This window comes from Novosphingobium album (ex Liu et al. 2023), from assembly GCF_029076845.1.
Lineage (GTDB): Bacteria > Pseudomonadota > Alphaproteobacteria > Sphingomonadales > Sphingomonadaceae > Novosphingobium.
In genome coordinates, this window is the sequence record NZ_JARESE010000062.1 from 208,462 (window position 1) to 222,186 (window position 13,725).

Annotated in this window: 8 protein-coding genes; 1 reads left to right on the forward strand and 7 read right to left on the reverse strand. The window is 68.3% G+C overall.

Going from position 1 to position 13,725, the window contains the following annotated elements; genetic code table 11:
- Positions 1-3: 3 nt before the first annotated feature.
- Both PYV00_RS18100 and PYV00_RS18105 read right to left on the reverse strand, forming a co-directional pair.
- A complete protein-coding gene (locus PYV00_RS18100; RefSeq protein WP_275229687.1) occupies positions 4-1,119 on the reverse strand; it encodes an efflux RND transporter periplasmic adaptor subunit in 1,116 nt (371 codons plus the stop codon).
- A gap of 240 nt (positions 1,120-1,359) precedes the next feature.
- Positions 1,360-3,447 (reverse strand): TonB-dependent receptor, encoded by a 2,088-nt coding sequence (locus tag PYV00_RS18105; protein ID WP_275229688.1) that lies wholly within the window; start codon positions 3,445-3,447, stop codon positions 1,360-1,362.
- A 109-nt stretch (positions 3,448-3,556) separates the two neighbouring features.
- On the opposite strand from PYV00_RS18105, the gene nikR reads away from it, so the two are divergent.
- The gene (gene nikR, locus PYV00_RS18110; RefSeq protein ID WP_275229689.1) at positions 3,557-4,024 is read left to right on the forward strand and encodes a nickel-responsive transcriptional regulator NikR; all 468 of its coding nucleotides are present in this window, start codon (positions 3,557-3,559) and stop codon (positions 4,022-4,024) included.
- Positions 4,025-4,141: 117 nt separating this feature from the next.
- Here the strand turns inward: nikR and PYV00_RS18115 are convergent, their stop codons facing one another.
- The 5 genes from PYV00_RS18115 to PYV00_RS18135 form a co-directional block, all read right to left on the reverse strand.
- Positions 4,142-5,638: an AMP-binding protein gene (locus PYV00_RS18115; RefSeq protein ID WP_275229690.1), complete on the reverse strand. Its 1,497-nt coding sequence runs from the start codon at positions 5,636-5,638 to the stop codon at positions 4,142-4,144.
- A gap of 98 nt (positions 5,639-5,736) precedes the next feature.
- Complete coding sequence (locus PYV00_RS18120) at positions 5,737-6,582, reverse strand: cupin-like domain-containing protein (protein WP_275229691.1); 846 nt, start codon at positions 6,580-6,582, stop codon at positions 5,737-5,739.
- A 280-nt stretch (positions 6,583-6,862) separates the two neighbouring features.
- Complete coding sequence (locus tag PYV00_RS18125) at positions 6,863-7,066, reverse strand: hypothetical protein (protein ID WP_275229692.1); 204 nt, start codon at positions 7,064-7,066, stop codon at positions 6,863-6,865.
- Complete coding sequence (locus tag PYV00_RS18130) at positions 7,066-11,322, reverse strand: translocation/assembly module TamB domain-containing protein (RefSeq protein WP_275229693.1); 4,257 nt, start codon at positions 11,320-11,322, stop codon at positions 7,066-7,068. Before PYV00_RS18130 ends, PYV00_RS18125 begins: the two co-directional genes overlap by 1 nt.
- Positions 11,322-13,553, reverse strand: a complete 2,232-nt coding sequence (locus PYV00_RS18135; protein ID WP_275229694.1) for an autotransporter assembly complex protein TamA — start codon at positions 13,551-13,553, stop codon at positions 11,322-11,324. Before PYV00_RS18135 ends, PYV00_RS18130 begins: the two co-directional genes overlap by 1 nt.
- Between the last annotated feature and the right edge of the window lie 172 nt (positions 13,554-13,725).

Genomic DNA, 13,725 nt, shown 5'->3' on the forward strand with positions numbered 1-13,725 from the left:
GGGCTAGCGCGCCGCCGCCTGCTTGGCGGTCGACCCGCCGGGCCGCGCGTGCTTGTCCTTCTCGCCCTTGTCCTTCTCGTCCTTTTCGCCGGTGAGGCGCACCTTGTCGCCATCGGCCACCTTGAGCGCGCCTTCGCCGATCACTTTCATGCCGGGCGTCAGGCCCGTGACCTCGATCAGCCCGCCGTCGCGCAGGCCCGTCTTCACTTCGACCTGCTTCACCGTGTGCTTGGGGCCCAGCACGAAGACGTGGCGCTCATCGCGGTTGCCCAGCACCGCCAGTTCGGGCACCGCGTCGCCGGTCCGCCGGGCGGTGCGCACCCGCACCGACAGCAGCATACCCGGCTTGATCCGCGCGCCCGGATTGGGCACCAGCGCGCGCACCAGCACGGCGCGGCTTTCGGGATCGATCACCGGGTCGATATTGGCGATGTGCCCGTGGAACGGCTGGTCGGGGAAAGCGGCGGCCACCGCCTCGATCTCCTGCCCCACGCGCAGCGCCGACAGGCTGGCTTCGGGCACGGTGAAATCGATCTTGATGCGCGACAGGTCGCTGACGGTAACGATCGGCGTGCCGGCCGAAACGATGGCGCCGGCCGAGATCGTCCTGAGGCTGGTATAGCCCGCGAACGGGGCGCGGATCATGCGGTCGGCGATTTCCGCGCGCGCTTCCTCGGCGGTGGCGCGCGCCTGTTCGGCGGCGGCGAGCTGCAAGTCGAGCTGGGCGCGCGTGGCGAAGCCGCGATCGTAGATGCTCTTGATGCGATCGTACTGCGTGCTGGCCTGCCGTTCGGCCGCGAGCGCGCCGTTCAGCGCCGCCGTCTGCTGCCCTTGCGACAGCACGGCCAGCAATTGCCCGCGCGAAACGGCCATGCCGTCATCGAACAGCACGCGATCGAGCCGCTCGGTCACGGGCGCGGCGATCGTCACCTGCTCATTGGCGCGCGCGGTGCCGACCGCCTCGATCGTCTCGATGAATTCGTGCGAGACCACCGGCGCGGCCGCGACCATGGGCGGCGGGCGCTTGGGCTTCTTCTCCTCGGACTTGCAGGCGGCCAGCGACACCGTCAGCACGGCGGCGGCAAACACACGCAGCGTCCAGCCGGCGGCCGACCGCAAGGTGCCCCGCGGCCGAGCGAACGTGAACGCGCGCGAACCATCTGGTGCCTGCGCATGAGCCCTTTGCACAAGCACTGCCTGTTTATCCCTCATCGACCCCTTGCCTGCCGGAATGCCTGCCGGAATGTGCCTGCCAGAATCCGCCGACGCCTCTACACGCGGATGCCGCACGATTCGTAATACGCGAGATACCCCATGGACCGCCGGCGCAAGCCTATTTTCTTTTACGCATACCCCCAACTAGAACGCATACCTTAGCGACACGCGCACCTGGCGCGGCTCCACCGGGTGGAGGTGGCGATCCTCCACGCCGCCGGCCGGTTCGCCGGGCAGCCGCGAGGCATAAAAATAGGTGATGTCGGCGTCCCTGGCATCGAAAAGATTGAGCATGTCCACGCCCAGCCGCGCGGCGCCCCGCGTGTAATAGGCGCCCAGGTTGACCAGCGTGGTCGGCTGCGAGCGGGCGCTGCCATCCTCGATCAGCGGCGCGCCGCCGAAGTGGCGCAAGCGCAGGCTGGCGGAAAGGCCGGAGGCGAAATCGAGGCTGGCCCCGGCGGAAAGGACTTCGCTCACCGCGTTGGGGATGCGATCCTCGCCGGCAGGCACGCCGCGAAAGCGCGTGTGCGTGAGCGCGCCCGAGGCATCGAGCGCCAGCCAGGGAAACGGCCGCCAGAACAGCGTCGCCTCGCCGCCATGGCGGCGCGAGGCCGCGTTGGGCTCGGTCGATCCGCCATCGCCCACGAAGACCAGCTCCGATCCCAGCGTCAGGTAATAGCCCACCAGCGAGGCGGTGAAGCGGCCGAACTCGACGCGTCCGCCCAGTTCGCCACCGCGCGCGCGCACCAGCACGCCTACCCGGTCGGCCGGATCGCCCGTCACCGGATCGACACGGATGGTCGCGCCGCGCACGTCGTTGGAATGAAAGCTCTCGCCGTAATTGGCGTAAAGCTCGACAGGATCGGCCGGCCGCCAGGCAAGCGCCGCCTTGGGCGCCAGCAGCGCGTCCGCGCCGTTGCCGGAATTGGCGGCGTTATCGGCGTCCACGTCATAGCCGTAAAGATCGCCGCGCAGGCCCAGCATCAGGCGCAGGCGCGGGCTCAGCGCCAGCTCGGCCTGGCCGAACAGGGCGCCGCTGTATTCGTCCACCCGATCCTCGCGCACCGCGTTCGTCCGCGTGCCGCGCAGGCTGTGATAGAGGCCGACCTTGCCGATGCGATCATAGCGGGCATCGGCGCCCAGCGTGATCGCCAGCGGCAGCCCGGCCAGCATGGCATCGGCGCGGTGGCGCAGGCGCGCGCCGAACACGCCGCGCCGGTCACGTTGCTGGAACTCGTCGCTATGGACCGGGTCTTCGAGGAAATAGGTGAAGTTCGAAGTCAGGCGAAAATCGTAGTACGTCGCATAGGCGGTCCAATCCGTCCCGCCGCCGGCGCCGTTCAGCGTCAGCCCCAGCCGGGTGGTGCGCCCGCCCAGATAAGGGTCGATATTGCCGAAACGGCCGATCAGGCCACTGGCGATCGCGCGGCGGGGCACCTGGTCGGTCGCGTTCCAGTCGGCATGATAGGCGCTGAACGACAGGCTCCAGCCCTCCTGCGCGCTGCCGCTGGACAGCTTGGCCAGCGCGTTGATCTTGTGGAGATCCTCGTCCAGCGCCCAGGGGCCATTCGACAGCGTGCCGTCCAGCGCGACGAGAAGATCCTTGCCGCCCAGCGCGGCGCTTCCCGCCGCCAGCGCGCGATAATAGCCATAGCTGCCCAGGGTCAGTTCCACGATCGGGCGCGGCACCGTTCGCGCGGTGGTGAATGCGACCGTACCGGCGGCGGAAAAGTCCCCCACGTCGGCGAAATAGGGGCCCTTGCGATAATCGATCCGCTCGACCAGTTCGGGGATCAGGAAGTTGAGATCGAGATAGCCCTGGCCATGGCCATGCGTGCGCATGTTCGTCGGCACGCCATCGACGAAGCCGGCGAAATCGGTGCCATGATCGAGATTGAAGCCGCGCAGGAAATACTGGTTGGCCTTGCCCGTGCCCGAATGCTGCGTGGCGATCACGCCGGGCACGTTCTCCACCAGCTCGCCCACGCGCGAGAGCGGCCGGTTGGCGAAATCGCGAAAGCCCACGATCCCTTGCGAGCCCGATAGCGCTTCGCCGATCTGCGGCAGCGCGCGGCCATAGACGATGATCTCGTCGGCCGGCCTCTCCTCACTCGATACGGATGGGCCCGATGCGGATTGGCCCGGCGCGGATTGCGCATGGGCGGGGCCGGCAAGCACCGGCGCCGTCACGAGCCCGGCCATCAGGGCGATGCGATGCGCGGCGATACTCATGGATGCCTCCGGTATGAAGAAATTTCCTATTCTTCATACCGGCTGGCAGTGCCGCGTCCCTACGTCGAATGCCCCATGCGGCGGCCGGCATCTGCTATGATCGCGTCCCATGCAGCGAATCACCATTTCCATCGACGATCAGCTCGGCCAGTCGCTGGACCGGCAAGTCAGCGCGCGCAGCTATGCCAGCCGGTCCGAAGCGGTGCGCGATCTGGTGCGCGAAGGGCTGGAGCACTGGCGGGCCGAGGACAACCCCGGCGACCTGTGCGTGGCCAACCTCTCCTATATCGTCGATCACCGCGTCCGCGCCCTGCCCCAGCGGCTGGCCGAGCTGCAACATGCCCACCATGACCTTGTGGCCGCGAGCACGGTGGTGCGGCTCGATCATTTCCATTCGATGGAAAGCGTGATCCTGAAAGGGGCCACCGCCGCGGTCCACTCCTTCGCCAACCAGGTGCGCGGCGAACGTGGCGTCAAATTCGGCGCGCTCAACCTGCTGGCCGCCAGCACCGACCACCAGCACGGCATCGCCGATCACCACCATGACGAAGCGACGCATTTGCGGCCGGCGGTTTAGGAGGTTGGCTGGAAAGGGAGTCTGTTGGGAAATGCGCGGAAGAGCGCATTTCTTAGCGGCCATGCGCCGTGAGGCGCATTTCCCCACAGATTCCATCCTACAAACAACCCCTAAGAATCAAGCGCCGGCAACACCCGCGAACAGATCGGCATAGCGTTCGCGCAGCAGCTTCTTCTGGATCTTGCCCATGGTGTTGCGCGGCAATTCGTCCAGCGTCAGGATCGTCTTGGGCACCTTGAAGGCGGCCAGATCGCGGCGCATTTCGACGCGCACCGCTTCGGCGTCAAACGCCCCGGCCGGCTGCACCACGGCGACCACCGCCTCGCCGAAATCGGGATGCGGCACGCCGATCACCGCCGCCTCGGCCACGTCGGGCCGATCATCGAGCAGCGCCTCGACTTCGGCCGGATAGACGTTGAGCCCGCCGGTGATGATGAGATCCTTCTCGCGGCCGACAAGCTGCACCGAACCGTCGGTGTCGATAAAGCCCATGTCGCCGGTGATGAAATAGCCGTCGGGGCGGAACTCGGCCGCGGTCTTTTCGGGCATCCGCCAATAGCCCTTGAACACGTTCGGTCCCTTGACCTCGACGATGCCGACTTCGCCTTGCTGCAGCACCCGGCCCGTCTCGAACTCGGCGATGCGCAGCAAGACACCGGGCAGCGGCGGGCCGACGAAGCCGGCGCGCCGTTCGCCGTCATAGGGGTTGGACGTGATCATCCCGGTCTCGGTCATGCCATAGCGTTCCAGCACGCGGTGGCCGGTGCGGTCCTCGAAAGCGCGGTGGATATCGGCCGAAAGCGGGGCCGATCCCGAAACGAACAGCCGCATGTTCGCCCCCGCCTCGCGCGTGAAGGCGGGATCGGCCAGTAGGCGGATGTAGAACGTCGGCACGCCCATCAGCACGGTCGCCCCGGCCATGGCGCGGATCACGGCGGCGGCATCGAACTTGCCCATGAAGATCACCGTCGCGCCCGAAAACAGCGCGCAGTGCATGGCGACGAACAGGCCATGGACATGGAAGATCGGCAAGGCATGGATCAGCCGGTCCTCGGGCGTGAAGCGCCACAGGTCGATCAGCACTTCGCCGTTCGAGACGAGATTGGCATGGGTCAGCATCGCGCCCTTGGGCTTGCCGGTGGTGCCCGAGGTATAGAGGATCGCCGCGATGTCATCCGGCGCGCGCGCAACCGGCGCGGCTTCTTCCTCCGGCAGATCGGCGAAGAGCTGGTCGAGCGTGCGGATGGCCAGCCCCTTGCCGCCGATCCGGCCGAACAGGTCAAGGCTCCGCTCGCGGCAGACCGCCAGCACCGGCGTTGCATCGCCGACGAAATAGGCCAGTTCCGCCTCGGTATAATCGACATTGAGCGGCAGATAGACCGCGCCGCAGCGCACGGTGGCAATGTAGAGGATCAGCGTTTCCACCGACTTGTCGGTCTGCACCAGCACCCGCTCGCCCGACGCGGCGCCGAGCGCGATCAGCCGGCCCGCCAGCCGGCCGGCGGCCCGGGCGATGTCCCGATAGGTCCAGTCGCGGCCCGCATCCTCGATGAAGACCCGGTCGGCATGGCGCGCGAAGCTTTGCGCGAACCGCGAATAGAGATCGTTCGACACCCTGTGTGACTCCTTGATCGACGGGGCCGGCAGCGGCCGCCGTCCGGGTAATTCCGGCAAATCGCTTGTGGCCGCTGCCGCAGCCGTTTGCCCCACGGCTATTTCATCGGGAAACCGACGTGGAAATCGTTGCGCCAGCGGAAGTTGGTATAAGTGATCGAGACGCTGAAATCGTGTGCCGTGACCTGGTGCCACCAGCCGATCGGGATGAACAGCGCCTCGCCCGCCTTCAGGTCGAACCGCATGGCGTGCAGGTTGGCCATGCCGGGAAACCGCTTGAGGTCCACATGCTCGATATCGCGCACCTGGCTGAAGACGTGATGATCGTTATAGAGCCTTGGCCCCTCCTCGGGCGCGACCATCAGCACCCGCTTGCTGCCGGTGATCTGGACCAGCAGGTTGTTGGTCAGGTCATGGTGCAAGGGCGTGAAGGTGCCGGCCGGGCCGATCCACATCATGCCGTGCGGATGCTCGACATCGCGGGTGAGCAAGTGGTCGATGAAGCCCAGGTCCGCGTGCAGCGGCTGCAGCGCGGCGATGTTGTTCCGGTTGTTGTAGGCGGTGACATAGGCGTCGTTGTCCACCCCTTTGCCCGTGATCAGGTCGATGAACTGATCGAACGGCAGGCGGCGGCGGTGCCGCTGCTTGAACCGTTCATAGTTCTCGTTCGCGCCGCGCCCGCCCTGGAATTCGATCTCGGCGGCGCCGATCCTGGCCTTCAGGTATTCGGGCGTCCACAGGCGCAGCGCCGGCCAGCCGGCCACCTCGCCGCGCAGCAAGGCCGGCCGGTTGACCGCATAGTGACGGTCAAGGAAATCCTGCGCGGTGATGGTCGGGTAAGCGGGCATGGCACTGGCGCGCGGCGAAAGCGTGCGCAGTTCCGCCAGCGTGCGCAGCAGCCATTCGCGCCGGGCGAGCGTGTTGCGAGTGGCGACAGCGTCCATCCCGGGGGTTCCTTCAACCATGGCTATCGGCTTGCCCCCGCCACGCCGCGCGCGTCAAGGTGGAAGGCCGGGGGCGCGGTCCGCAAATCCTGCGATGGCGTCGTTTCCCATCGGGAGAACGGGACATTCCTCGTCTTGTCGGGAAGGTGGCAGCGCGTAGCGCTGACGGTCGGGCGTTCCCGCCAGCGGTGACACCCCTCCACCACCGCTGCGCGGCGATCCCCCTCCCATTTGCCAGCCCCCCGCGGCCGGGTTTGCCAGCGATACCATCGCCTGAATGCTAGATGACCGGCCCCTCGCTTGCCGGGGGCGCCGGATCGGACGCCTCGGCCGCCGCGCTGGCCCTGGCTTTCAGGTCCGCGTCGATCCGGCCGGACGTGGCATCCACTTGCCGGCGCGCCGCCTCGAACCGTTCGTCGAAGCTCTTTTCCCGGTTGCAGGCGGCGAGCAGGCACAAGGCGGGGATCAGCATCGCGGCGCGCATCAGTAGTTCTTCTTGATCCGCACGTTGACGCTGTTGACGCCCGATCCGCCCGCCTGGCTCAGCACCGAAAGCCACTTGGTGATCGCCACTTCAAGCTGCGTGGCGGTGAAACCGCGCGTATCGGTGATAAGCTCCACATAGATGTCGTCAGTGATGTACTGCCCGGCGGCCAGCGCGGTGCCACGGCCCGCCTGCTCATCCGGGCTGAGGATGCGCAGCCGGTCGATCCCCGTCGCCGAGCGCAACTTGCCGAGCGGGTTGAGCCCGCCCCCGGTGGCACGCAGCGAATTGAGCGAGGCGGCAAGCTGCACCGCCTGGATCGCCGACAGGTTGGCAATCGAGTTGCCGAACAGAATGCGCGAGAGAATCTCGTCCTGCGGCAGCCCCGGCACCGAGGAGAAGGTGATCTCGGGATTGGTCGCCCGCCCGCCGACATTGACGTTGACCGTCACGTCCTCGACATCCTCGGTGGCGACCAGCCGCACGGTCGGGTCGATCGTGGCGCCGCCGGTGAAGCCGATCTGGCCCTCTGTCAGCTCGAACGAGCGGCCCGCGAAGCCCAGCGTGCCCCGGACCAGCTCCACCTCACCCGCCAGCACCGGCGCGGTGCTGGTGCCCTTGACGGTGAAGTCCGCGCGCCATTCCGATTCCAGCCCCATGCCCGAGACATACAGCTTTTCCGGCGCGACCAGCTCGATATCCAGCCGGATCAGCGAGAAGGCGCCGGGCAGCGGCCGGGCCACTTCATCGCCCGTCACGCGTTGCGGGCCGGTGGCCGGCTTGAAGCGCACGCCGGTCAGTTGCGGCACTTGCGCAGCGCCTTCGCGCACGATCTGGTAGCGCGTTTCGGGCAGGCGCAGCCGGCCGGAAAGCAGCGCGGTCTCGCCAACGCGCTTGGTCAGGCGCAACTGGCCGGTGGCGCTGGCCGAAAGCGCCTCGCCCCGCGCCAGCCGCGCCTTTTCGAGCGTGACGGCAACGTCCATCGGATAGCCCGCTTCGGCGGCAAGGCTGACCGAACCGCTGGCCGTAATGGTGCCGCTGCCCGCATTGGCGGTCAGCCGTTCCAGTTCCAGCCGGTTGCCGTCGAACCGGCCGGACACGTCCATGGCGGTCAGCTTCGTGCCGTATGTCAGGTTCTCGTAAGTCATGCCCTTGCCGCGCACGACGCCGGCAAGGCACGGATCGGCCACCCGGCACGAGAAATCGGCGGCCAGGCCCACCGGCCCGCCCAGCCGCTGGTCGGGCTGGCCGGCGAAGGAGAACAGCGTATCGGCCGGGCCGTTATAGCGGATGCCGCCGCCCAGCGGCGCGCTCATCAGCCGTTCTCTCCACGGCCCCGATCCCGGCGGCAAGGGCCGCAGCGAAGCGACCAGCCGGCCGATCACGGTGCCGCGCCGGCGGATCACCGCGCGCGCCTCGCCACCATCGGGCAGCAGCTTGCCGACGAAATTGACGTCGACCGGCTGGCTCACCAGCGTCGCGGTGGTGCGCGTGAAGTTGCCCAGGTGCAGCCGGGCATCGGCGCGCGGGAAGGCCGCGGCATCGGCCTGCTCGAAATCGAGGCTGCCGCTGGCGCTGCCGCCCAGGCCCAGCCCCGGCATGAAGGCATTGACCAGCGCCATGTCGACGTTTTCCAGCCGGCTCTGCAGCTTCATCCCCGCGCCAAAGCGCCCCGCCAGCCGGACGTTGCCGCCACCGAACGTGATCGAGGTGGGCAGCAGCTCGTAAGTCCCGTCCTTCGGCACGATCCGCGCCGGGCTCAAGGTCTTCACGTCGAGCCCGCGCACCCGCCCGGCCAGCGCCACGCGCCAGAGCTGCGGCTGGAGATCGGCATTGAGGCTCATGCGGAACGGCACGCCGCTGGACCCTTCGATCAGGCCCTTGGCGTGGCCCCGGCCATTGCGGTAATCGATCAGCACGCGCGCGGCCGCGATATCGAAGCTGCCGTAATGGCTGCCGGCCAGCTGCGCGTCGGCGATCACCAGCGGCTGGTCATAGAGCACCGCGCGCCCGTCTATGATGGCCGAGCCGATCGTCAGGTTGGCCGGCCCGGCAAACGCGGTGCCGCGCGCGCGGATATTGAAATCGGCCGTCTGGTAGCGTCCTTCGGCGCCGAGCCGCACCAGCCCGCCCATGCCGTTGCCATTGGCGGTCAGCTCACCCGTGAACGGCCCGGCGGCGGTCTGGGTGAGATGGCCGGCGAAATCGACGCCCGACAGGTTCCCGCTGTTGATCTGCAGCGAAAGCGCCTTGCCCATGCCCAGCGTGACATCGGCCTTGAGCGGGCCGTAATCGGTGTCGCCGGTCAGATCGAGGCGATAGCCGCCGCGCACGCCGTCGATCCGCGCGTCGAGATTGGCCAGGCCGATGCCCAGATCGGGCCGCTCGGCGGTGACATGCGCGTTGGGGTCGGCGATCGTGCCGGCCACGCGCACGCCGATCCGGCCATAGCGCCGCGAAGTGCCGTCGGCGGCCAGCGTGATCCGTCCGTCGGGCGCATAGCTGCCCTGCCCGCCCAGGATGCGCAGATCGGGCGCTTCCAGCCGCAGCGCGGAAAACCGCACCATCCCGTCCGAGCCATAGCGCACGCGCGAGGAAGCGGCGAAATTGCCGCCCAGATAAGTCCGCAGGCTTTCGTTGATCAGCCGGGTCGACCGCGCCTTGACCGTGCCTTCCAGCGCGAAGCCACGGGCCTCGCTCTTCAGGTCGACATCGGTTTCGATATTGAGGATGCCGACGCTTTCCAGCCGGTAAGCGTCGATCCGCCCGTTGATCGCGCCGGTGTAGAGCCCCTTGCTCATGTCGGCCAGGAGGATGACCCTGGCATCGATGCGATCCGACCGGATGCGCATGTTGTCGGAAAGCACGCGCGGCCCGTCGATCGCCAGATCGCCGTCGAGCCGGACATTGGCCAGCGCGCCGCCCGCCACCGTGTCGAGCCCGGTGATGCGCGCCGCCCGCGCCGTCACCGGGATCATGATCTTGTCGGCATCGACGCGCGCCGCGCCGGTCGCGGAAAATTGCTCCAGCCCCATGTCGTTCATCACGATGCGGTTGGCGTTGATCGCGTAGCGCACCCGGGGCGTGACGAAGGCGCCATCCAGCGTCAGCAGCGCGCGCAGCCCGGCGCCGCTGAGGTTCTCGGCCAGCGCCGAAGGCTTGAGCAGGACGAAGGCAAGCTTCAGGTCCGCGAAGCTGTTGTCCGACAGATCGACCACGCCCTGCGGCGTAAGCGTGAAGGCATCGCTGGCCACCTGGCCCGAAAGCGTCGCGCGGCGATCGGCCAGCGCGGCCGTGAGATCGAGCTGCGTGACCGGGCCCAGCAGGCTGGCGGTCGGCCCGGTAAACAGGCGCGCGATCCGGGTCGGGCCCTTGATGGCGAACGTGCCGTCGCGCGCGCTCAGCGCCAGCCGGGCGAACTCGCCGCCGCCCAGATCGGCGGCCAGCTGGCCGTTCCACGCCGCCCAGTCGCCCTTGCCGCTGACTTTCATCGCCAGCGGCTGGTCCAGGCCGGCCAGCGCGGCGATCAGCCCGCCACGCGGCGCGTTGAGATCAAGGTCGATATCCAGCCGGTTCCGGTCCGGCACCGCATCCAGCTTCACCCGGAAGCGATCGCCGCCGGCCAGTCCCCGCGCCGCGATCGCGCCGCCGCTCGCCTCGATCTGGGCGCGGCCATCGGCGATATGCGCCTTGCCGTCGATCGTGGCAATGCGCCGCTCGCCCGAAACCGGCGGCTCGGCGATGAAGCGCGTCACTTTCAGGCGGCCGATGTCGATATCGAGATCGGGCAGCAGCGGCGCGTCGCTCGGCGGCGTCGGGCGGAATTGCGGCACGCGCCGCAGGATCATGCGCCCGGCCGTGGCCGAACGCACATCGACGTGGTTCGACAGGTAGGCGAAGGGGCGCCAATCGACATGGACCTCGGGCGCGAACAGGAATTCGCCCCTGGGATCGCGGATCGACAGGTCATGCAGCGTCATCGCGCCATAGAGCGAGCCTTCGATCCGCCCGACGCCAATCTTCATCCCGTTCTCGAATTCGAGCGCGGCGATCTGGTCGGCCACGAAGCGGTGCCCCGGCCCGGTGTCGATGCCGAAGATCACCGCGATCACCAGCGCCACCAGCCCCAGCACGATCGCCACCGCGGTCTTGGCCAGCCGCACGCCCCAGCCGCCGCGGCGCGCCGGCGCTTCGCCCTCCGCCTCCGGCACGGCCGGCGTTTCGGGCGCCATCGCCTCAGGTTCGTCCCCGGCCATCAGAACGCCTGCCCGATCGAGACGTAGAGATTGAACCGCGCCTCGCCCGGCCGCCGGTCGATCGGCGTCGCCACATCGACGCGCAGCGGGCCGAAATTGGTGTAGAAGCGCCCGCCGATGCCCACGCCGTAACGCAGATCGGTGAAGCGCGGCATCGTCGCGGCATAGGACTGGCCGGCATCGACGAAGCCGACCACGCCGAAATTGCCGAAGCGATAACGCACTTCGGCCGCCGCCTCGTTCAGGCTGCGCCCGCCGATCGGATCGCCGTTGGGATCGAGCGGCCCCAGCTTCTGATAGCCGAAGCCGCGCACCGAACCGCCGCCGCCCGAATAGAACCGCCGCGAAGGCGCGATATCGAACCGGCTCGCGCCCTGGATCGTGCCGAAGCGCACGCGGCCGGCCAGCACCAGGCTATCGCCCACCGGATAATAGCCCGAGGCATCGATCCGCGCGCGGACATAAGGATTGAACCCGTCGCCCAGCGATCCTTCGGGCTCGACCAGCGCGGTCAGGCGGAAGCCGCGGGTGGGATCGAGCAGATCGTCGGTCCGGTCATAGCCGAGCTGGCCGGTCAGCCCGCCGATGTAGAACGTGCGGCGGTTGCGCGCGGCGCGGGTGAAGTCATAGTCCTTCTCCGCCGTGCCCAGCAGTTGCACGCCATAGGCATAAGTCCACCGCTTCTGCCAGATCGGCGTCGAATCGCGGCTGATCCGCGCGGCAAGGCGCCCGGTATAGGCGCTGTAGGCATCGTAATTGCTGTGCAGCGCCTCGGCCACCACCTCGAACGTGCGATCGCGCCGGCCCGCGTTGGATCGGCGGAACGTCACGCCCGCGCCCTGTTCCTGCGTGCCCGCGATGCCGTGGGCGATCAGCGCGCCTTCGGGCGGGAACATGTTGCGGTGCGTCCAGGTGCCTTCCAGCGTGAAGCCCTGCCCGGCGGCATAGCCGGCGCTGCCCGCGATGGTGCGCGGCGGCCCGGCGTTCTGGTTGACGTGGACCGTGACGTATTCGGTCCCGTCGCCCGCCGGCTGACCCGTGCGCCGGGGCTCGACCGAGATCGTCGAGAACAGCCCGGTGGCGACCAGCGCCTTGCGCAGATCGTCGATCTCGCGGCTGTCGTAAAGCTCGCCGCGATCGAAGCGCGCCAGCACGGCGACGTGCCGGGCATCGAAGGCCAGATTGCCCTCGGTCTCGAAACCGCCGTAGCGCGCCTTGGGCCCGACCGTGACCGGCAGGGTATAGACGCCGCCGCCGGTATCGCGATCGAGCAGGATGTCCCGCTGGCCCACTTCGGCGAAAGGATAGCCGTTTTGCGGCAGCGCCAGCGCCACTTGCGCCTCTGCCCCCTGGATGCGCGGGGCGACGATCGGCTCCCCCACCTTGAGCGCCAGATTGTCGGCGATCAGCCCCGGCGGGTCGGTCGGGTCGGCCTGGACGACGATACCGGCCAGCGCATAGCGCTTGCCCGGCGTGACGGCGATCACCGCGGTAAGCGGCGGGCCATCGGCCACGGCGGAACGGTCGATCCGCGCGCGCACCACCGGATCGAACCAGCCTTCGGACGCCAGGACATTGCGCACCAGTTCGCTGTCCTCGTTCAGTCGCGCCGAGACCATCGCCACGTTCGCCGCCTTGCCGTCGCCCGATTTCAGCGCGGAAAGGCTGTTGAACTGGCTCTTGAGGCCGGCATCGGTCTCCTTGTCGGCCAGATCGAGGCCGTCGATCTGCGTGCGATAGGCGACTTCGGCGTCTTTCTGCTCGTCCGACGCATCTTCGGCGAACTGGACCGGGGCGACTTCGAACTGGTCGATCGACGGCAGCGGCGCGGTCAATTCCGCATCGCGCACGGGCGCGTCGCCCACTTCCTCGGTGGCATCGCCATCGGCCAGCGCGGGATCGCCGAGCGGGGCGGCCTGCCCCTCGGTCGGCGCGACTCCGGCCTGATCGGCGGCAAGGCGCCGTTCGAAATCGGTGATCGATTCGAGCGGGCGATCCAGTTCCGCATCATCATTCGCATCGAGCGGGGGAATTGCCGCGTTGAACTCGCTGTCGGGAATGACGGGGTCCACCGCCGGCAGATTCGCGCCCGGCGGCAAGGGCGGGACCGGCAGCGTGCCCGCCTCCAGCGCATCGGGATCGGCTGGCGGGGAACCGGGGGCCTCCTGCGCGCGCGACTGCACGGCACAGAGCGCCAGCGAAAGGAATCCTGCCCCGATCACGCCGCGCATGGAACCATGCCGGCGCTTGACCTTTGACTTGGGCATAAGCTTCTGAATATGCCATCCCCTGGAGGCCCGAACCGTCCGTGCCCATCAAATCCGACAATCTCGAATCCGACAATCGCGCATCGGGCCGGATGGTTCCAGCATCGATGGGCAGCGACCCCTTGAGCGACGCCGT